Genomic DNA, 19,570 nt, shown 5'->3' on the forward strand with positions numbered 1-19,570 from the left:
GGATGTGTCCTCAGCGTCACCGCTCACCCGGTCGCGTGGTGGGGATCCGTGATCACCCCTGCCACTGCTGTCATCAGGGCGGACTTATGCCGCTCGCGCGGGGCAGTATCACGGTCATGGACGTCGAGCTCCGGCAGCTGCGGGTGTTCCTCACCGTGGCCTCCGAGCTGCACTTCAGCCGCGCGGCACGGCGGCTGCACGTCAGCCAGCCTGCGCTCTCGCAGCAGATCCGCGCGCTGGAGAAGACGCTCGGCGCCGCGCTCTTCGACCGTTCCAGCCGCGCCACCGAGCTGACCCCGGCCGGGCGTGTGCTGCTCGACGCGGCGCCGCGCGTGCTCTTCGAGGCCGAGCGGGCGCAATCGCTGGTCACGCAGGCGGCGGACGGGGCGGTGGGACTGCTGGTCGTCGGGTCGGTCGGCACCGCGCTGGCCTCGATCACGCCGCAGATCCTGAGGGTGATGCGGGCGTCGTTCCCCGACCTGCAGCTGGAGGTCTCCCAGCAGGACACCGCGGCGCAGATCGTCGCCCTCGCCGACGGCCGTCTCGACGTGGGGCTGGTGCGCGCCGCGTCGCCGACGGTGGCCGTGGAGGTCGAGCATCTCGTCTCCGAGCCCCTGGTGTCGGCGCTGCCCGGGGACCACCCGCTGGCCGAGCAGGACGAGATCGACCCGGCGCTGCTGGCCGACGAGCCGTTCGTGCTGTGGCCGCGCTCGCTGGGCACGGCGTTCTTCGACATCATCACGAGCTACTGCCGCGAGCACGGCTTCAGCCCGCGCATCGTCGCCGAGGGCGCCGACATCGAGACCCAGCTCGGGCTCGTCGCCGCCGGGCTCGGGGTGTCGCTGCAGCCGGCGTACTACGCGAACCTGCGGCCGCCGGGTGTGGTGTTCCGCCCGCTCTCGGGGCCGGTGCCGATGGTCGCGCTGCAGGTCGCCTGGCGCCGCGCCGACCGCTCGCCCGCCGTCGCCCACTTCGTGGAGGTCGCGCGCAGCCTCGGCACGTGAGCGATGTTCCCGGCTATGGCCGGGAACATCGCTCACGGGTCACCAGGGCACGTGCTCGCCGTCCTGGAGGAACGAGCCGGAGGGGGCGGCGCCGGGGGAACGGACGACGTCGACGATCCCGGCCGCGCCCTCGGCGACCGGCCGGCCGCCCGAGCCGCCCATGTCGGTGGCGGTCCAGCCCGGGGACACCGCGTGCACGGCGATGCCGTCGCGGGTCAGGGCGTCGGCGAACACGCGGGTCAGCGCGTTGATCCCGGCCTTCGAGACGCTGTAGGCGGGGGAGTGCCCGCCCATGCGGGCCAGCGAGCCGAGCCCACTGGTCACGTTGACGATCACCGCGTCGTTCCCGGCGCGCAGCAGCGGCACGAAGGCCTGCGTGAGGCGCCAGGGCGCGAGGACGTTGGTGCGCCAGGCGCCGTCGGCGACGTCGAGGTCCTCGGTGAGGGGGTCGGCGCCGGGGTCGAAGTGCACCGCCGCGTTGTTCACCAGCGCGTCGAGGCGCCCGTGGCGACGGTCGACCGCCTCGACCGCGGCCTGCACGGACTCCGGGTCGGTGACGTCGAGGTGCAGCGCCCACGCGTTCTCGCCCAGCTGCTTGGCCACCGCGGCGCCCGCCTCGGGGTCGCGCGCCCCGACGACCACGACGTGCCCGGCGTCGACCAGCTGGCGGGCGATCTCCACGCCCAGCCCCCGGCCCGCGCCGGTGACCAGGACGATCCGCTCGGTGCTCTCGCTCATGTCGTTCGTGTGCCTCGCGGCGTCCGCGGCCAAACCGGCAGCACACTCCCACTTGGCGTACGGTCCCGACGATGAGCACGAGCACCGACGGGGCTCCTCCGGTTCCCCGCCACATGCAGCGCGACCGGTTCGCGCCGGTGCCGGAGACGCAGGCGGCGCGCGACGAGCCGGGGCTGATCGCGATCCGGACGGGGTTCGGCACCCCCGCCCGCCTCGTGACGCGCTACGCCGACGTGCGCGAGGTGCTCGGCGACGCCGAGCGCTTCACCAACACCGGCCTGCCCCGCCTGCCGATGCCCGAGGACGGGATCGACCCGCGCGCCGGGAACCTGCTCGCCACCGACCCGCCCGAGCACACGCGGCTGCGCCGGCTGCTCACCGGCGAGTTCACCGTCAAGCGCATCCGGCGCCTCGAGCCGCGCATCGTCGAGATCGTCGACGACCACCTCGACGCCATGGCCGCCGCCGGCCCGCCCGCCGACCTCGTCGAGGCCGTCGCGCTGCCGGTGCCGAGCCTCGTCATCTGCGAGCTGCTCGGCGTCCCGTACGACGACCGCGCCGAGTTCCAGGGGCGCGCGGCCCGCCAGGTCGACCTCAGCCTGCCGATGGAGGAGCGCGGGCGGGTGGCCGCCGAGTCCCGCACCTACATGGGCGAGCTCGTCGACCGTGCGCGGACCGAGCCCGGGGACGACATGCTCGGCATGCTCGTGCGCGAGCACGGCGACGACCTCGCGCGCTCCGAGCTGATCGGCACCGCGTCCCTGCTGCTCATCGCCGGGCACGAGACGACCGCGAACATGCTCGGGCTCGGCACCCTCGCTCTGCTGCGCGCACCGGAGCAGCTCGCCCTCGTGCGCGACGAGCCGGGCGCGGTCGCCCCGGCGATCGAGGAGCTGCTGCGCTTCCTGTCGGTGGTGCACTCCGGCATCCCGCGCACCGTCCGGCACGACACGACGGTCGGCGACGTGCCGGTGGCCGCGGGCGAGGTCCTCGTGCTGTCGCTGCCCGCCGCCAACCGCGATCCCGCGGCGGTGGAGCACCCCGACGACCTCGACGTCACCCGCACGATCGCGCCCCACGTGGCGTTCGGGCACGGCGTGCACCACTGCCTGGGCGCGCCGCTGGCCCGTGCGGAGATGGCCGTGGCGTTCCCCGCCCTGTTCCGGCGCTTCCCGACGCTCGCACCGGGCATCCCGTTCGAGGAGATCGAGTTCCGCTCGGCCACCATCGTGCACGGACTCCGTGCCCTGCCCGTCACCTGGTGACCCACCACCACCGAGGGAGAACCATGCACATCCAGGCCGACCGTGAGGCGTGCATCGGCGCCGGCAACTGCGTGCTCGCCGCCGAGGACGTCTTCGACCAGGACGACGACGCCGTCGTCGTGGTGCTCGAGGAGGAGCCGTCGGCGGACCAGGTCGGCGAGGTCCGCAACGCCGTCGCCCAGTGCCCGTCGGGCGCGCTGAAGCTCGTCGACGACTGATCGCGGGCGATACGGTGTCGCCGATGTCCGCGCCGTCCGATCCGCTGGTCCGCGTGGATCGGCCCCTGCGCGCCGACGCGGCCCGCAACCACGCCGCGATCCTCACCGCCGCCCGGACGGCCATCGAGGTCGGCGGCCCGGACGTGTCGCTCGAGGAGGTCGCGCGCCGGGCGGGCGTGGCGCCGTCGACGCTCTACCGCCGCTTCGCCGGGCGGGACGAGCTGGTGGCCGCGGTGCTCGAGGACTACGTCGCCGAGTTCGTCGAGCCCCTGCTCGCCCGCGCCGCCGGGGTCGCCGATCCGTGGGCGGCGCTGGTCGGGGTGCTCGAAGGGCTGGTCGACGGGGTCACCCGCCACCGCGCGCTGCTCGCGGCCGCCAAGGCCACCGGCGCGTTCACCCCCGAGCTCGCCGCGCGCACGCTGGCCCCGCTCGGCGAGCTGCTGGGCCGCGGGCAGGCCGCGGGGGTGGTGCGCGGCGACCTCGTGCCCGAGGACCTACCGACCGTCGTGCACATGGCCGTCGTCACCGCCGAGGCGGGCGAGGGCCGCTGGCCCCGGTACCTCGGCCTCCTGCTGGACGGGATGCGCGTGCCGCGCACGTGAGTGATCCGGGTCGCCATGGCGACCCATTTCACTCACGTGGCGAAGCCCTAGCCTGTCGCCCGTGATCAGGGGATGGACGATCCACGGTGACGGGCGGGCGCCCGCGCCCGGTGAGGTGGTGCGGCCGGAGGAGCGGCTGTCGTGGGGGCGCACGGTCGGGCTCGGCGCGCAGCACGTCCTGGCCATGTTCGGGGCGACGTTCGTCTTCCCCGTGCTCATGGGGCTCGACCCCAACCTCGCGATCCTGCTCTCGGGGCTCGCGACGATCCTGTTCCTGATGATGACGCGCGGGCGGGTGCCGAGCTACCTCGGGACGAGCGCCTCGTTCGTCGGCGTCGTCGCCGCGGTGCGCGCGGACGGGGGCACCAGCGCCGAGGTCACCGGGGCGATCGCGGTGTGCGGCGTGGTCGTCGCCCTCGTCGGGCTCGCGGTGCACCTCGGCGGCGCGCGGACGGTGTCGGCGATCCTGCCGCCCGCCGTCACCGGCGCGGTGGTCATGCTCATCGGCTTCAACCTCGCCCCGGTCGTCGCCGGCACGTACTGGCCGCAGGACGAGCTCGTCGCGCTGATCACCATGCTCGTCGTGATGATCACGGCGGTGGCCGGGCGCGGGATGTTCGGACGGCTCGGCGTGCTGGTCGGCCTCGTCGTCGGGTTCGTCCTGTCGCTGCTGCTCGACGCGGTGCTCGGACCGATCACCGGGCCCGACGCGTCCGGCGTGGTCTCCACGCACCCGCGCGTCGACCTCTCCGGCGTCGCCGACGCGTCCTGGATCGGCCTGCCGCTCGGCACCCCCGAGGCGCCCGGCCTGCACCTGCCCGCGTTCAGTGCCTCGGCGATCCTGCTCATCGTCCCGGTGGCCATCGCGCTGATCGCGGAGAACACCGGGCACGTCAAGGCCGTCGCGAGCATGACCCGCGAGGACCTCGACCCCTACCTCGGACGGGCGCTCGCCGCGGACGGCATCGCGACGGCCGTCGCCGGCGGGGTCGGCGGCTCGCCGACCACCACCTACGCCGAGAACATCGGCGTCATGGCCGCGACCCGAGTCTACTCCACCGCCGCCTACGGGGTCGCCGCGCTCGTCGCGATCGCGATCGGCTTCTGCCCGAAGTTCGGCGCCGTCGTCGCGGCCACTCCCGGCGGGGTGCTCGGCGGCATCACCGTGGTGCTCTACGGGATGATCGGCCTGCTCGGCGCGCGGATCTGGGTGGAGAACAAGGTCGACTTCGCCCGGCCGGAGGTCCTCGTACCGCTCGCCGCCGGGATCGTCATCGGCATCGGGGACGTCGCCCTGACCATCGGGGGCGGGTCCCTGTCGGGGATCGCGCTGGGCACGATCGTCGTCGTCGCGGGCTACCACCTGCTGCGCCGCCTGGCCCCGGGCCGCGCCGACGAGGCCGAGCCCTGGAGCGCGCCCGGACCGGTGGAGGAGTCGCCGTCCGAGGAGGGTCGCCCGCGCGGCTGAGCGTCCGGGACGATCGACGGGGCGGGCCCCGGTGGCGGTTCCAGCGCCACCGGGACCCGCCCCGGTTCGTCGCTGCCCGTCCCGCTCCCCCGAGCGGGGGACCGGCAGCGGACGGCCCGATCTAGATGTACTGACCTAGACCAGGCCGTCCACGACGTCGCCGACGGCGTCGCTCCCCAGCACGCTGCCGACGGCGCCGTTGACGCCGCCCACGAGGCCGCCGACGCCCTCCGCGAGCTCGCCGCCCGCACCGACGAGGCCGCCGACGAGGCCCTTGTGGTCGCTGCGGGTGGAGTGCCCCTCGTCCCCGTGGGCGTGCAACTCGCTCGCGCTCGCCACGCCGGACAGGGCGAGGCTGCCGGCGCCGGCCAGGGCCGTCGCGGCGACGAGGCGCTGCAGTCGGGTCATGGTGGATCCCCTCTCGATCGGTCACCGCGGTGATCGCGGCACGACAGGAGTCTCCCGAGCCGGTGAGCGAAGATTCATCGAGGGTGCGTTCACTGAACGACGACTCAGTCAAACGATCAGCCCCCTGGAGCACGTCCGAACAGACGAGGCGCGCGTGCCGATCGGAGTCACGAGGCGCTCGACGGGGTAATGCGCCACTCGTTGGAGTGAAACTGCACGCGTGTCGTTCGCGGTCCGTGACATCTCCTTCTCGGAGCGGTCAGGGAGAGGTCAGAAGGAGGTCAGGCCGCGTCCATCGTGACCACGACCTTGCCGAGGACGTGCCCGTCCTCGACGCGCGCGAGCGCCTCGCCGGTGCGTGCGAACGGCAGTGTCGTGCGCACCCAGGGGTCGAGATCGCCGTTCGCCACCAGCGCGGCGAGGGCGTCGAGCACGGCGGTGCTGCGGTCGCGCGGGACATCACCGCCGCCGAGCTCGGCCACCAGCGGCTTGTCGGCCACCGAGGCCAGCCGCGCGGGGTCGACCAGCGGGGCGACGGCGCGCAGGGCCTCCCCGCCGACGAGGTCGAACACACCGTCGACGCCGTCGGGGGCGACCGCGCGGACGCGGTCGGCGACGCCCTCGCCGCCGGTGACGGGCACCGCGCCGAGCTCGGTCAGCAGGTCCCGCTTGCCGGCGCTCGCGGTGCCGATCACCCGCAGGCCGCGGGCCCGCGCGAGCTGGACGGTCGGGATGCCGACGCCGCCGCCCGCGCCGTTGACGAGCAGCGTGGCGCCCGGGGGCAGCGCGAGGGTGGTGAGCGCGTCGTCGGCAGTGCCGGCGGCCACCGGCAGCGCCGCGGCGTCCTTCGGTGACACCGCCGGCGGCCGGTGCGCGGCGAACGAGGCGGTGACGAGGGCCTGCTCGGCCCAGCCGCCGACCATCCCGGGGCAACCGCCGAAGACCTCGTCGCCGACCGCAAACCCGCTGACGCCGTCACCGACCGCCGTGACCGTGCCGGCGACCTCCCGCCCGAGCACCGCGGGCCCGGTGGTGCCGTACTCGCCGCGGCGCATCCGGAAGTCGCCCGGGTTCACCCCGGCCACCCGGACGCGCACCCGCAGCTCACCGGGACCGGGGTCGGGCACCGGGACGTCGAGGAACGCCTCCTGGTCAGGACCACCGACACCGAGGAATCCGTAGGCGCGCACGGTCCCGTTCTACCCTCGTGTGCGCCTCCGACGGACGACGGCGGTCACGGCGGTCACGGCGGCGCCCGCCAGACAGAGCCCGGAGACCGCGAGCAGGTAGGCCGCGAGCCACGCGTGCTTGAACACCTCGAAGTAGCCGTCGCCCGCGACCGCCACCACGATCAGCGCGAGAGCCGTGCCGGCGGCGAGACCGGCCGCGAGGGACCAGCGGGCCGCACGTCCCTGCCACCGCGCGGTGGCCGCCGCGACCAGGGCCAGCAGGACGAGCGCCGAGGGCAGCCACGGGGGCCGGCGCGTGTCGTCGAGGACCTGCGCGAGGTCGGGCTGGCGTGCGCCCGACCAGCCCGGGTGCCCGTCGGGCGACGACGGGGCGTCGAACGGGGCCGGCAGCGAGTCGAGGTACGGGAGGTCGGCGAGCGTCGTGGCCTGCAGGCCCACGCCCACCGCCCGGGCCGCGGTCGCGGGGTGCTCGGCGAGCAGCAGCAGGGCCGCGTTGCGGGTCTCGGACGGTCGCTGCAGGATCGCGCCCTCCCACCACGCGACGCCGTCGGGGCGCGGGGGGCCGTTGAAGTAGCCGTTGCCGGTGAGCGCCGCGGCCTCGGGCGGCAGGCCCAGCGCGCTCGTCGCCGTCGGGCCCATCTCGAGCAGGGTGGTCGTGAACACCAGGTTGTGGGCGTTGACCGGCGCGTAGAACTGGGCCTGGCGCTCCAGGGCGGCGAGCACCGGGGCGACGGCGAGCAACGCCGTGACCACGGCGATCGCGGGCCCGACCCGGCGCGGGCGGCGGACCCCGACCGCGACGAGTGCGCAGACCAGGATCGCGGCGCCGAGCACCGGGATGTAGGCGACCTTCGCGGTGGTGGCCACCAGCCCGCCGGCCGCGGTGAGCACGAGCGCCACCACCCGTTCCGCGCGGTGCTCGCGGCGGGTGACGAGCAGGGCGGCGACGCCGACGGCCGTGGTGACGCAACCGAGCAGGCCCGCGGGCTCGCTGTAGGTGGAGACGAAGAACCGGGGGAAGGTCGCGGCCGCGAGGGGGAGCACCGGGACGGCCACCGCGAGGGCGCGCCGGCGTCCGCCCGCCGACGCCACCCACGCCGCGAGCCCCACCACCAGCCCGACGAGCACGGCGTAGGCCCAGCCGAGCGCCGTCGGCGACCAGGTCCCGCCGCTGACGAGGGTGGTCGCCCGCGCGATGACCAGGGCCGACGAGGGCACCGGGTCGGGGCAGGTCGGCGCCCCGATGGCGAAGTCGGAGGTCCAGCCGCCGCGCCAGCTCGCGTAGCCGTCCGCCGTCAGCGGGGTGAGCCCCGCGCCGCAGAAGAGGCGGTAGCCGTCGCCGTTGTCCTCGACGCCCAGCGGGCGACCCGAGAAGAGCCGCAGGGCGAGGACGACGAGCAGCGTCGCCGCGAGCCCGGCACCGACGCCGAGCGGCACCCGACCCGAGGGCCGCGGAGCCGACGCGGGCCCGGACGGCGGCAGGGTGTCGGTCGCGTCCGCCGTCCCGGTGGCCATCGACGCCATGATGCCGGAGTGCCGCGCCTCAGCCGGAGCGGGCGTCGTGGAGGTCCATGAGCAGCGCGATCTCGGCGCCGTGGTGGAGCAGCTCGCGGTTGATGTGCAGCACCAGCACGCCCATCGGCTCGGCGGCGAACGGGCCCTCGGTGGGGCCGCACGGCTCGGCCAGCCCGGCCTCCCCGAGCCCGCGCACCCCGGCCGTCCACGCGGCGTAGGCGTCGTCGAGCTGCGCGACGGCCTCCTGCGCGGTGGGGGCGTACCGGTGGCTGCCGTAGTCGACGGGCGGGCCGCCGAAGTGGCCGGCGACCCGCATCGCGAGGACGCCGACGACGATGTGGCCGAGCCGCCACGCGATGGTGGTGACCGGCGGCGGCTCGGGGGCGGGGAACTCGAAGTCGATCACGAGGTCGCCCGTGCCGGCCGCCATGGCGGTCGTCGCCTCCGCGCGGGGGCGCACGCTCCAGGCGCCCGGCGCGGGCTCCCAGAAGTACTGCTCGTCGGTGAGCCCGTCCAGACGCGCCCGCCACTGGTGGGCCCAGAGCCAGTCGACCTGATCGCGCAGCAGCGCGTTCCACTCCAGTGCCATCGGACCCTCCCCGCGGTCGGCACCCCGCACGCTAGGAGACGACCCCGACAGCCCGGCGTCAGCCCGCGTCGCCCACCCGGACCGCGAGGGCCACGACGTCGTCCTCCCCCGGCGAGAGCTCGGCGACGAGCCGCTCGGGCATCGTCGCGACGTCGTCGTCGCGCATCCGGTGCAGGGCGTCGAGCAGGCGGGCGGACCCGACGTCGAGGTCCTCGCCGCGGCGCTCGACGAGCCCGTCGGTGTGCAGGACCACCAGCGAGCCCGCCGGAACGGCGACGCAGTCGTCCACCCGGTGGCCGGGGAGCAGGTGGGGGAACCCGAACATCGGGTCGGGCCCGCCGAGTGCCTGCGGGACACCCCCGGGCACGACCAGCACCGGCGGCGGGTGACCGGCGTTGCTCCACGCCATCGACCAGGTGCCGTCGGACTCCCGGCGCAGGTGGGCGACCACCAGCGTCCCGCGCGCCCGGGGACCGACGGCGGCGTTCGCGTCCTCGAAGGCGGCGACGACGACCGACGGCGGCTCGCCGCGGCGGTCCCACGCGGCCTGGCGCAGCATCGAGCGCACCTGGCCCATCTCGGTGGCCGCCGAGAGGCTGTGCCCGGCGATGTCGCCGACGGACAGGACGACGTCGGTGGTGGTCCCGGAGGTCGCCGGCAGGCGGGTGACGTCGTACCAGTCGCCGCCGACGTCCTCGCGACTGTCGGCCGGCGCGTAGTGCGCCGACATCGCGAGGCCCTCGATCCGCGGCAGCGTCGACAGCATCGCCCGCTGCAGCACGTGGTTCACGGTCGTGCGGTGCTGCAGCTGCTCGCGCAGGCGGACGTCGAGCTCGTCGCGCCGCCGGCGCTCGCGGTCGGCGTCGACGGTGGCCAGGCGCAGCCGCAGGGCGACCGAGCACATGCGGGCGAGGTCCTCGAGCGCGTCGAGCTGTCCCGGATCCCACCGGCGCGGCACGACGTCGATGGCGCACAGCGAGCCGAGGACGTTGCCCGCGCCGTCGGTCAGCGGCATCCCGGCGTAGGCGATCACGCCGAGGTCGCGGATCGCGGGGTTGTCGGCGACGAGCTCGTGCTCGCGGGCGTCCTCGACCACCAGCGGCTGGGCCGTCATCACGACGTGCTTGCAGAACGAGTGGGTCAGCGGGGTGCGACGCCGCTCGGTGAGGTCCGGCGGGAGACCGGTCGCTCCCGGGAAGACCTGCTCGTCGGGCGTCACCAGGGTGACGAGGCCGATGGGCACCCCGAGCCAGCGCCGGACCCGGCCCGCGAACAGCTCCATGTCGGGGTCCGGGGCGGCCGACAGACCCGCGTCGCCGAGGGCCTCGAGCCGGGCGGGATCGGCGAGGTCGCTGCAGGCGAGCGCGCCGGGGTCGTCCACGACGGCCGTCCCCGCCGACCGGGAGGTGGTCATGAGATCGGCTCCTGTCCCGTCGCCCGGTCACCGAGCGTACGGGACCGGGAAATCACCCGGCCCCGTCCCGGCGGCGCACATCCGTTCGTGGAGGTGCGCCCCTCGGTGTCCCGCTCAGTGACCGGGCAGGAAGAGGCAGAACGGGTGCCCGTGGGGGTCGCGCATGACGACCACCCCGTCCGCCGGTCGGTGCTGCTCGCGGGTGGCGCCGAGGGACTCGGCGCGCGCAGCCTCGTGCTCGACGTCGTCGACGAGCAGGTCCAGGTGCGCCTGCATCTGCTGCGTGCCCGCCCGCGGCGGCCAGGTGGGCGCGACGTGGTCGGGCTCGAGCTGGAAGCTCAGCCCCGGGCGCTCCTGCTCGGGCGCGCGGAGGCGGAGGAACGTGGGGTCGCCGCCCTCGACGGTCGTCCAGCCCAGGAGCTCGCGGTAGAACGCGGCGAGCCGCGCCGGATCCGGCGTGCCCAGGACGAACGCTCCGAGACCGATCACCGGGCCATGGTCGCGCGGGGACCCGGGCGGGGTTCCGGACGGGGCCGGGGATGGGTCCATGGGGGATCATCGCGAGATCGACTCGGCCGCCCTCGTGATCGAGGTCAACGCGTGACCGATCACGGGTTGCGCGGCCCCGCCCGCGCGGGTGACGGCCACGATCCGACGGACGGGGGCCGCCGCCCCGCTCAGGCGCAGACGCACCACGTCGGTGCCGGGGTGCACCGGGGCCAGCCGGGGGAGCATGAAGATCCCGAAGCCGTGGGCGACCAGTGCCGTGCCGGTGTCCCACTCGTCGGCGTAGTGGGCGACGGTCGGGCGGAAGCCGGCGGCCTGGCACGCGGCCAGGGTGAGGCGGTGATAGGCGCTGTCGGGACGGCAGGTGATCCACGACTCGGCGGCGGCGTCGCGCAGCGTCACCTCGGACCGGGTGGTGAGGTGGTGCCCGATCGGGACGGCGAGGTCGATCGGGTCGTCGAGCACGGGGTGCTGCTCGAAGCGCTTGTCGGTCTCGGGCGGGACACGGTCGTCGACCACGAGCAGCGCGAGGTCGCAGTCGCCGGCGAGCAACAGATCGATGCAGCGTGCCGGTTCCGCCTCGACGACCTGGATCACCAGCTCGGGGAAGCGCTCGCGGAGCGCGGCGGCCGTGGGGACGAGGAACCTCGTCGCCGCGGTCGAGAACCCGCACAGACCGATCGTGCCCGGCGCGTCCTCGGCGCCGGCCAGCTCTGCGCGTGCGACCTCGGCGCGGGCGTGCAACGCCTCGGCGTGACGCAGCAGGACGTGCCCGGCCGCCGTGGGCTCCATGCGACGCCCGACCTGCCGCACCAGCGCCACCCCGAGCTCGTCGGAGAGCCCGCGCAACTGCTGGGACACCGCGGACGAGGTGAAGTGCAACGCCCTGGCCGCCGCACTCACCGAGCCGTGGTGGGCCACGAGCTGCAGCGTCCTCAACCGCGGATCGATCATGTAGAGATGCTACGCGCTCGGTGTAGAAACGTGCGCTGGTGCTAACACCCGCGCCATCGCATCGTCGTGGTCATGAGCGCCGCCGCGTCCTCGCCCGCCACGACCGAGGGCGTGCGGAGCCCGTCCCGGGAACCGTCACGGTCCGCACGGGCGTGGGCGCTCGCGCTGCTCGCCCTGGGTGCCGCCGGCGCCGGTATCCCGAGCCCGCTCTACCCCGCGTACCAGGCGCAGCTCGGCTTCAGTGACGTGACACTGACGGCCATCTACGCGGTGTACCCCCTGGTCAGCGTTCCCGTGGTCTACCTGCTGGGCCCCCTCGGGGACCGACTGTCCCCGCGTCGGGTCATGCGCTGCGGCATCGCGATCGCCGCCGTCGGATCGATCGCCCTGGCCCTCGCGACGAGCACCGCCTGGCTGATCGTCGGTCGTGTCGCCTACGGCATCGCGCTCGCCGTCATCACCGGCGCCGGGGTCGCGGTCGCCACCAGCGGCGCGGACAAGGTGCGCGCTGGCCTGGTGTCGGCGACGGTGTTCATCCTCGGCACGGGCCTGGGCCCCGTCCTCGGGGGCGCGCTCACCGGGTACGGCCCGGGTCCCGGCGTCCTGCCCTTCGGCGTGAACCTGGTGCTGCTCGCCGTCGTGTTCCTCGGGCTCCGCTGCGTGCGCGGGCCCGGGCCCTCGACCGACGACGGGGCGTCCGTCGTGGACCCCGACGGCCACCCCGGCATGACCCGCACCGTCCGGCGGGCCCTCGTCGTCGCGGCCGTGAACGGGTTCCTCGGCTGGGCCGTGGTCGGGCTCTTCCTCGGGCTGATCTCCTCGGTCGCCGAACGCTTCCTCGACCTGGGTGACCCGCTCGCGGCCGGAGGTCTCACCGCGGCGCTCCTGCTCTGCTCGACGCTGACCGTTCCCGCGGTCACCCGACTGGGACCCCGTCGAGCCCAGCTCGTGGGCCTGGTCGCCCTGGCGGTCTCGCTCGTCGTCCTCGCGCCCGGCGTGGACTCCCTCGTCGCGGTCCTGGTGGCCTGCGTCGTCGCGGGCCTGGCCAACGGCCTGCTCTACAGCGGGGCGACCACCATCGTCGCGACGATGGCCCCACCCCACCGAGCCAGCGGCACGGCCGCGGCCGTCTACTCCGCCTTCTACCTGGGCGCCGGACTCCCGACCCTGTTGGTCGGGGTCCTCACGAGCGTGCTCCCGCTCGACACGGCACTGTCGGCGACCGCCCTCGGGGCCCTCGCCCTCACCGCACTCATGATCGTTGTCTCCACCGTCGACGGCCGTCGTGCCGCGCGACGGCAGGATCTCGGTGAGAGGGAGCGGTGACGGTCGCTCCTCGCTCCCGTCACGCCCCCGGGGGGCGGTACCGGATCTCCTGGGCGCGCTGCATCGCCGTCATCGTCTCCTCGACCGTCAGCAACACGGTCGTCTCGTACTTGCTGAGCGCCCCGCCACCCGAGATCGCCAGGGCGACCGCGGCCATCGACACGTTGTCCGGCGCCTCCCAGAGGTTGTAGCCGTCGTACTCGCCGAGGGCGTACCAGAAGCCGTGGAGCTTCCCGCCCGCCGCCTCGATGTACGTGCGAGCAGCCTCGCGTCGATCCTCCGGCTGCTGTGACAACCTCGCCCAGGTCTCCGGGGTGTAGCTGAACCGGGCCAGGTAGAGCGTCATTCTCGGGCCTCCGGGCTCCACGACGTCGACGCCCACTCCACCAGGGTGAGAGGGACTCAGTCGCCAGTCACGAAGGGTGACACGCCGGACAGTGCGGCCTCAACCAGGAGACTCGAATGGCGCAGAGGACGAGGACGGCGCCGAAGCGCGGCTACGGAGCGGGCGACGGGAATCGAACCCGCGTAGCCAGTTTGGAAGACTGGGGCTCTACCATTGAGCTACGCCCGCGGCGGGCCAACCGGCCCGGGTCCACCGTAGCGGACGCCCCCGCCCCACCCCGGTCGGTGGGGAGTGCGGCCTCCATGATCACGACGTCGGTGCCGGGACCTCGCGGATCTGCGGTGGTTCGTCACCGGGACGGCGATCTCGGCAGCGGCGGACCCGGAGGTTGCCCGGTGTCCCACGGTCAGGTCTTGACCGATCGACTTGACCGATCAGTAGAACGTGACCTCTTACCGATACCCCCCGGTAGGGCTCTACTCCTCGTCACGATGAGGAGACCGGCACGCGACCGGGAGAGGAGCCGGAGATGAATACGGAGATCAGGGACGCCGACAGCATCGACGACGAGCACATCGTCCGCGGTCTGGACTAGCCGTCACGACGTTCGGTACCGGGCGCGTCGCTGCAGCAACGCGCACGGCACGCGGCCGGGAGGCACCGTCGCCTCCGCGGCCCGCGCCACGCCCCTAGACTCCCTCGCACGGGGTGTAGCGCAGCTTGGTAGCGCACTCGCTTTGGGAGCGAGGGGCCGTGGGTTCGAATCCCGCCACCCCGACCGTGTGTGACCTGCACGAACCCCGGCGGCCACCCCTTCTGCGCCGGGCCCTGCCCAGCTCCCCGGATCGATGTCTCGCCCCGTACGCGGCGCCTCCACGGCTCATGATCGCGCCCGGTGCTCCACCGGGCCGGTGTCACGGCCTCGCCGGAGCACCCCGACCGATCATGCGGGCAACAGGTCGTCCGACGGTGGTGGTTCGACGGACACCGCACGTCCCCGTTCGTGCCCGAGCGCCCGGGCCGCCGCCGAGGTGCGGAGCTCCTGCTGCGCCGACCGGACCTTGTGGACCCGAGTCGGACCCAGCACCGTGAGCCCCCTGCTCGCGGCGAGGCGGGCGGACCCCCGCACCCCGCCTGGAGGCCCCGTGAGCACCCCGAGCACGCCCGTCGAGCTGACCGTCGTCGACACCACGTCCGCCTCCTGGCAGGGCTTCCCGGTGGAGTTCATCGGGGCGAACCTGGAGCACGTCCCGCTCATGGACGACCCGGAGACCGGGATGATGGTGCTGAAGATGGTCTACCGGGCCGGCTTCACCAACCCCTGGCACAGCCACTCGTGCGCGCACGGCGTGTACGTCCTCGAGGGCGTGCTCAACACCCACCAGGGCGACTACCCGGCGGGCAGCTTCGTCTGGTTCCCCGAGGGCGGCGTGATGCAGCACGGGGCGACGCAGGACCAGGACGTCACGTTCCTGTTCATCACGAACAAGCCCTTCGACATCCACTTCGTCGGCGACGGCTCCGACCCGGACGCCCCGACGATGTAATCCGCTCGCCCGCCGGGGCCGGTCCTGGTGGGGTCGGGGCATGACCCCGAACACGACGTCCGTCCGCCACGGCGTGCGGGTCCTCGTCCTCGCGGAGACCGGGCCGGTGATCGGCGACGAGCAGAGTGCCCTCGACGTCATCGGGGACGCCTTCGGCGAGGAGGCCGAGCTCGTCGCCGTGCCGGTCGCACGGCTCGACCCCGGGTTCACGCGTCTGGCGAGCGGGGTCGCCGGCGCGGTGGTGCAGAAGTTCGTGAACTACCGCGTGCGCCTCGTCGTGGTGGGGCCCCTGGACCACCACGGCGAGCCATCGGGTCCCGTGGCCGACTGGGTGCGCGAGGCGAACGAGGGTCGCGAGCTGTGGTTCGTCGACGACCTCGAGGAGCTGGACCGTCGCCTCAGCGGGGCGCGTACATGATCACGCCGACCCCGGCGAGGCAGATCAGGGCGCCGAGGACGTCGTAGCGGTCGGGCCGGTAGCCGTCGAGCACCACGCCCCAGGCCAGCGAACCGGCGACGAAGACGCCGCCGTACGCGGCGAGCACCCGGCCGAACGCGGCGTCGGGCTGGAAGGCGGCGACGAAGCCGTAGAGGCCGAGGGCGAGCACGCCGACCGCGGCGAACCACCACGCCCGCCCCTCGCGCAGGGCCTGCCAGACGAGCCAGGCCCCGCCGATCTCGAGGACCGCCGCGAGCAGGAAGAGCCCGATCGACCGGAGCGTCACGGCGCGGACGGTATCCAGTGCGGCGGACGTCGCAGGTGCCCCGGGACGGTCGTCGCGGCGTCGCCCCGGGCCGCGGCGAGCTGGGGGTCGGTGAGCAGCAGCGCGCCGGCGAGCCGCGCGCCCCGGACGTCGGCGCCGCGGAGATCGGCGCCGAGCAGCTCGGCGCGGTCGAGGTCGACGCCGCGCAGGTCGGCGCCGAGCAGCAGGGCGCCGCGCAGCCGGGCGGCGCGCAGGTCGCGCCGACGCAGGTCCTGCCCGACGAGGTCGGCGCCGCGCAGGTCGCGACCCTCGAGTCCCGCGTGGGCCTCGGCCACCACTCCGTCGAACACCGCGCCCGCCTCGCGCCGCACGGCGCCCACGTCGACGGCGGCGAGCGCGTCGGCGTCCCGGGTGACCATCTCCTCGACACGGGCGCGCAGATCGGCGGCCACGGGACCGTGGGCGGGGGAGGCGACGGCCTCGTCGAGCAGGGCGAGCACCTCGTGCAGCGGGCGCAGCACCTCGAGCGCGGCGAACATCGCGGGCTCGCGCCGGGACGCGCCGCCGAACGTCACCTCGACGACCTGCTGCCCGGCGCCGAAGCAGTCGAACGTCACGCACCCCGGGAAGCCGCGTTCGTGCAGCTGCGCGTGGATGCCGCACGCGTGGTCCGGGAGACGAAGCGAAGCGGAGCTCGACCCCTGGGTACGACGCAGGTGCGGGCAGGGCGTGCCCGCCGGCTTGTCGATCGCGAAGTCGGCCGAGGCGGCGAACGCGGGCCCGACGCAGCACAGCGCGAGGCACCGGGAGCAGTCCGCCGACCTCGGGGCCGACCCCGGACCGGGCGACGTCGGGGCAGGCCCCGCGGCCGCGCCGCTCACACCGTCAGCGCCGGGTGCGCTTGCGGCGCTTGGTGCCGTAGCCGGCGAGCACCTCGAAGGTCTCGAGCGCGCGCTCGATGCTGCCGCGGATCTTCTTCATCCGGCTCACTGCTCCTCCTCGTGGTGGGCCCCGGCGGGGGCTTGCTCCACCACCGTGCCAGCCCGGACCGCGGGGGCCGGACGCTGCGTCGGGCAGGGCCGTCGTGGTCCGAACGGTGGTATCTCCGGGCGTGTCGCCCTCCGGACGAGCGACGCGTCGGCGGGTGCGGGAGACGGGCGGTCCGCGCGTCGCGGAGCCGACGGGGACGCCGGTGCGGGATCGTGAGATCGGCGGTCGCCGCGCGGAGATCGGCGGTGGACGTGCTCCGCCACACGCCGCGGACCGGGCGCCACGGCGCGCGGTCGGGGGTCACGTCTAGACTCGCCGCCACGCCCGGGCGGGCGCGCAAAGCAGGTACAGGCTCCGGTTCTCCGGTGCTCCTCGACCGTGAGCGGTGAGGGCGGCTGCCCGCGTCACGCCACGGACCCGACCGGTCCGTACGACTGCCGTACGGGCCGGACACCAGCACGATGCCCTGCCCCGAGGAGACCGACCAGTGAAGTCCACCGTCGAGCACCTGTCGCCGACGCGCGTCAAACTCGCCGTCGAGGTGCCCTTCGACGAGCTCAAGCCCAACTTCGACCGGGCCTACAAGAAGATCGCGCAGCAGGTGCGCATCCCGGGCTTCCGGCCCGGGAAGGCGCCCGCCCGCATCCTCGACCAGCGCCTCGGTCGTGGGGTCGTGCTCGAAGAGGTCGTCAACGAGGCCGTGCCCGCCAAGTACGGCGAGGCCGTCGAGGAGGCCGAGGTCCAGCCGCTGGGCCAGCCCGACATCGAGGTCACCGAGATCGGGGACGGCGACAAGCTCGCCTTCACGGCCGAGGTCGACATCCGTCCCGAGATCACGGTGCCGGACTACTCGTCCATCTCCGTGTCGGTCGACGCGGCCGAGGTCACCGACGACGACGTCGACGAGCAGCTGACGGGCCTGCAGGCGCGCTTCGGCACGCTCACCGGCGTCGAGCGGCCCGCGAAGAGCGGCGACTTCGTCGTCATCGACCTCTCCGCCACCGTCGACGGCGAGCCCGTCGAGGAGGCGCAGACCACGGGCATGTCCCACGAGGTCGGCTCCGGCCAGCTCATCGAGGGCCTCGACGAGGCGCTCGAGGGCATGAGCTCCGGCGACACGAAGCAGTTCACGACGACGCTCGTGGCCGGTGAGCACGCCGGCAAGGAGTCCGAGGTCACGGTCACCGTCTCGCAGGTCAAGGAGCGCCAGCTCCCCGAGGCCGACGACGAGTTCGCCCAGCTCGCCAGCGAGTTCGACACGCTCGACGAGCTCAAGGACGACCTGCGCACCCGCTTCGCGCGGGTGAAGAAGATGGAGCAGGGGAGCCAGGCGCGCGACCGCGTGCTCGAGGCCCTCCTCGAGCAGGCCGACGTGCCGCTGCCCGAGTCGGTCGTGCAGTCCGAGGTCGACGTCCGCGCCCACGAGGCCGTGCACGAGTTCGACCACGACGAGGCGCGCCTCAACTCGTACGTCGAGTCGCAGGGTCAGACCCGCGAGGAGTTCGACACCGAGCTGCGCACCAACGCCGAGCAGGCGGTGAAGACGCAGCTGCTCCTGGACAAGATCGCCGACGAGGCGAACGTCCAGGTGGAGCAGAACGAGCTCATGGAACGCATCATGATGCAGGCCCAGCGCTTCGGGGTGAGCCCCGAGGAGTACATCCAGCAGGCGCAGCAGGCCAACCAGCTCGGGGCGGTCTTCGCCGACGTCCGTCGCGGCAAGGCGCTCGCCACGGTCGTCCAGGCGGCCACGATCACCGGCCCCGACGGCGACCCGGTCGACCTCTCCGAGCTCTTCGGCACCGGCGGCGCCGGCGACGAGGAGGCCCCGGAGGCCGAGGGTGCCGACGCCGCCGCCGGCCCGACCGACGACGCCGGCCAGGTGGCCGGCGCCGACAGCGACGCCAGCGACCCCGCGTCGCCGTCCTCGCAGGTGGAGGCCGACGCGGACGCCGACACCGAGGTCGTCGGCGCGCCCGACTCCACCACGCGGGCCTGATCCGCATCCGCCGCCCGGGCCATCGATCGGCCAGGAGCGAACACGGGCCTTCGACGGACTGTCCGGCCGGTCGCGATGGTTACTGTCGAGGTCGGTGGGCCCGACCGACGCCAGACCGATACCTCAGTACGAGAAAGCAGGGACACAGGTGAGCCAGCACCTCTCCGACCCGGCCGGGGCGGTCATGCGTTCCGCCGGCGGGTCGATGACGCTGAACGACTCGGTCTACGAGCGCCTCCTGCGGGAGCGCATCGTCGTCCTGGGTCAGGAAGTCAACGACACGATCGCCAACCAGATCTCGGCGCAGCTCCTGCTGCTCTCGGCCGAGGACCCGAAGTCCGACATCACGCTGTACATCAACTCGCCCGGCGGGTCGGTGTCCGCGGGGATGGCGATCTTCGACACGATGCAGTGGATCGAGCCCGACGTGTCGACGGTCGCGATGGGCCTCGCCGCGTCGATGGGGCAGTTCCTGCTCTCGGCCGGCCAGCGCGGCAAGCGCCTCGCGCTGCCGCACGCGCAGATCATGATGCACCAGCCCTCCGGCGGCCTCGGCGGCACGGAATCGGACATCACGATCCGCGCGGAGTCGATGCGCAAGCTCAAGCGCGAGATGGCGGAGCTGATCGCCGAGCACACCGGACAGACCTTCGAGCGCATCACCGAGGACTCCGACCGCGACCGCTGGTTCTCCGCGGCCGAGGCCCTCGAGTACGGCTTCATCGACCACGTGGTGACCCGGTCGGCAGACCAGCCGAGCACCAACGGCAACGGTCAGTCCTGAAG

Annotated in this window: 21 protein-coding genes and 2 tRNA genes; 11 read left to right on the plus strand and 12 right to left on the minus strand. The window is 74.1% G+C overall.

Going from position 1 to position 19,570, the window contains the following annotated elements; translation table 11 throughout:
• Positions 1 to 116 precede the first annotated feature (116 nt).
• Complete coding sequence (locus OG774_RS00165) at positions 117 to 1,004, plus strand: LysR family transcriptional regulator (RefSeq protein ID WP_328305938.1); 888 nt, start codon at positions 117 to 119, stop codon at positions 1,002 to 1,004.
• A gap of 39 nt (positions 1,005 to 1,043) precedes the next feature.
• On the opposite strand, the gene OG774_RS00170 is transcribed toward OG774_RS00165, so the two are convergent.
• Positions 1,044 to 1,742, minus strand: coding sequence for an SDR family NAD(P)-dependent oxidoreductase (locus OG774_RS00170; RefSeq protein ID WP_328305939.1), 699 nt, complete (start codon positions 1,740 to 1,742; stop codon positions 1,044 to 1,046).
• Between the two features lie 71 nt (positions 1,743 to 1,813).
• Here OG774_RS00170 and OG774_RS00175 point away from each other — a divergent pair, with 71 nt between their 5' ends.
• The 4 genes from OG774_RS00175 to OG774_RS00190 are packed head-to-tail and all read left to right on the plus strand — an operon-like array spanning position 1,814 to position 5,295.
• Entirely contained in the window at positions 1,814 to 3,007 is a 1,194-nt protein-coding gene (locus OG774_RS00175; RefSeq protein WP_328305940.1) for a cytochrome P450, read from the plus strand.
• 23 nt (positions 3,008 to 3,030) lie between these two features.
• Positions 3,031 to 3,225 (plus strand): ferredoxin, encoded by a 195-nt coding sequence (locus OG774_RS00180; RefSeq protein ID WP_328305941.1) that lies wholly within the window; start codon positions 3,031 to 3,033, stop codon positions 3,223 to 3,225.
• Positions 3,226 to 3,248: 23 nt separating this feature from the next.
• A complete protein-coding gene (locus OG774_RS00185) occupies positions 3,249 to 3,827 on the plus strand; it encodes a TetR/AcrR family transcriptional regulator (RefSeq protein WP_328305942.1) in 579 nt (192 codons plus the stop codon).
• 52 nt (positions 3,828 to 3,879) lie between these two features.
• Positions 3,880 to 5,295 carry a uracil-xanthine permease family protein gene (locus OG774_RS00190; RefSeq protein WP_328310690.1) on the plus strand — a complete coding sequence of 472 codons (1,416 nt, stop codon included), beginning with the start codon at positions 3,880 to 3,882 and terminating at the stop codon, positions 5,293 to 5,295.
• 135 nt (positions 5,296 to 5,430) lie between these two features.
• On the opposite strand, the gene OG774_RS00195 is transcribed toward OG774_RS00190, so the two are convergent.
• The 7 genes from OG774_RS00195 to OG774_RS00225 all read right to left on the minus strand — a co-directional run bounded on the left by OG774_RS00195 (position 5,431) and on the right by OG774_RS00225 (position 11,872).
• Positions 5,431 to 5,703, minus strand: coding sequence for a hypothetical protein (locus tag OG774_RS00195; RefSeq protein WP_328305943.1), 273 nt, complete (start codon positions 5,701 to 5,703; stop codon positions 5,431 to 5,433).
• Between the two features lie 281 nt (positions 5,704 to 5,984).
• Positions 5,985 to 6,893 carry an NADP-dependent oxidoreductase gene (locus OG774_RS00200; protein WP_328305944.1) on the minus strand — a complete coding sequence of 303 codons (909 nt, stop codon included), beginning with the start codon at positions 6,891 to 6,893 and terminating at the stop codon, positions 5,985 to 5,987.
• A 9-nt stretch (positions 6,894 to 6,902) separates the two neighbouring features.
• A complete protein-coding gene (gene wsfD, locus OG774_RS00205) occupies positions 6,903 to 8,408 on the minus strand; it encodes a glycan biosynthesis hexose transferase WsfD (RefSeq protein WP_328305945.1) in 1,506 nt (501 codons plus the stop codon).
• A 28-nt stretch (positions 8,409 to 8,436) separates the two neighbouring features.
• On the minus strand, positions 8,437 to 8,997 hold the full coding sequence (locus OG774_RS00210; RefSeq protein WP_328305946.1) for a DinB family protein: 561 nt from the start codon (positions 8,995 to 8,997) through the stop codon (positions 8,437 to 8,439).
• Between the two features lie 58 nt (positions 8,998 to 9,055).
• The gene (locus tag OG774_RS00215) at positions 9,056 to 10,411 is read right to left on the minus strand and encodes a PP2C family protein-serine/threonine phosphatase (RefSeq protein WP_328305947.1); all 1,356 of its coding nucleotides are present in this window, start codon (positions 10,409 to 10,411) and stop codon (positions 9,056 to 9,058) included.
• A gap of 114 nt (positions 10,412 to 10,525) precedes the next feature.
• A complete protein-coding gene (locus OG774_RS00220) occupies positions 10,526 to 10,900 on the minus strand; it encodes a VOC family protein (RefSeq protein WP_328305948.1) in 375 nt (124 codons plus the stop codon).
• Between the two features lie 66 nt (positions 10,901 to 10,966).
• Entirely contained in the window at positions 10,967 to 11,872 is a 906-nt protein-coding gene (locus OG774_RS00225) for a LysR family transcriptional regulator (RefSeq protein ID WP_328305949.1), read from the minus strand.
• Positions 11,873 to 11,944: 72 nt separating this feature from the next.
• Here OG774_RS00225 and OG774_RS00230 point away from each other — a divergent pair, with 72 nt between their 5' ends.
• The gene (locus OG774_RS00230) at positions 11,945 to 13,198 is read left to right on the plus strand and encodes an MFS transporter (protein ID WP_328305950.1); all 1,254 of its coding nucleotides are present in this window, start codon (positions 11,945 to 11,947) and stop codon (positions 13,196 to 13,198) included.
• 19 nt (positions 13,199 to 13,217) lie between these two features.
• Here OG774_RS00230 and OG774_RS00235 read toward each other — a convergent pair whose 3' ends face one another.
• Both OG774_RS00235 and OG774_RS00240 read right to left on the minus strand, forming a co-directional pair.
• On the minus strand, positions 13,218 to 13,544 hold the full coding sequence (locus tag OG774_RS00235; protein WP_328305951.1) for a GYD domain-containing protein: 327 nt from the start codon (positions 13,542 to 13,544) through the stop codon (positions 13,218 to 13,220).
• 157 nt (positions 13,545 to 13,701) lie between these two features.
• Positions 13,702 to 13,772 (minus strand) — tRNA-Gly (locus OG774_RS00240).
• 476 nt (positions 13,773 to 14,248) lie between these two features.
• Here OG774_RS00240 and OG774_RS00245 point away from each other — a divergent pair.
• From OG774_RS00245 to OG774_RS00255, 3 genes are all read left to right on the plus strand, one after another.
• Positions 14,249 to 14,322, plus strand: a tRNA-Pro gene (locus OG774_RS00245).
• Positions 14,323 to 14,689: 367 nt separating this feature from the next.
• A complete protein-coding gene (locus OG774_RS00250) occupies positions 14,690 to 15,091 on the plus strand; it encodes a cupin domain-containing protein (protein WP_328305952.1) in 402 nt (133 codons plus the stop codon).
• A gap of 40 nt (positions 15,092 to 15,131) precedes the next feature.
• The gene (locus OG774_RS00255; protein ID WP_328305953.1) at positions 15,132 to 15,509 is read left to right on the plus strand and encodes a DUF4180 domain-containing protein; all 378 of its coding nucleotides are present in this window, start codon (positions 15,132 to 15,134) and stop codon (positions 15,507 to 15,509) included.
• On the opposite strand, the gene OG774_RS00260 is transcribed toward OG774_RS00255, so the two are convergent.
• Together OG774_RS00260 and OG774_RS00265 are read right to left on the minus strand one after the other, a co-directional pair.
• Positions 15,490 to 15,816 carry a YnfA family protein gene (locus OG774_RS00260; protein WP_274195789.1) on the minus strand — a complete coding sequence of 109 codons (327 nt, stop codon included), beginning with the start codon at positions 15,814 to 15,816 and terminating at the stop codon, positions 15,490 to 15,492. The two genes, OG774_RS00255 and OG774_RS00260, sit on opposite strands and share 20 nt — an antisense overlap.
• A complete protein-coding gene (locus OG774_RS00265; RefSeq protein WP_328305954.1) occupies positions 15,813 to 16,412 on the minus strand; it encodes a pentapeptide repeat-containing protein in 600 nt (199 codons plus the stop codon). The genes OG774_RS00260 and OG774_RS00265 overlap by 4 nt, the downstream gene beginning before the upstream one ends.
• Positions 16,413 to 17,272: 860 nt before the next feature.
• Between OG774_RS00265 and tig the strand changes: the two genes are divergently transcribed.
• Positions 17,273 to 18,784 carry a trigger factor gene (tig, locus tag OG774_RS00270; protein ID WP_328305955.1) on the plus strand — a complete coding sequence of 504 codons (1,512 nt, stop codon included), beginning with the start codon at positions 17,273 to 17,275 and terminating at the stop codon, positions 18,782 to 18,784.
• Between the two features lie 184 nt (positions 18,785 to 18,968).
• A complete protein-coding gene (locus OG774_RS00275) occupies positions 18,969 to 19,568 on the plus strand; it encodes an ATP-dependent Clp protease proteolytic subunit (protein WP_274188001.1) in 600 nt (199 codons plus the stop codon).
• Positions 19,569 to 19,570 lie beyond the last annotated feature (2 nt).

It is taken from the genome of Actinomycetospora sp. NBC_00405, assembly GCF_036044095.1.
GTDB classification, from domain to species: domain Bacteria; phylum Actinomycetota; class Actinomycetes; order Mycobacteriales; family Pseudonocardiaceae; genus Actinomycetospora; species Actinomycetospora callitridis.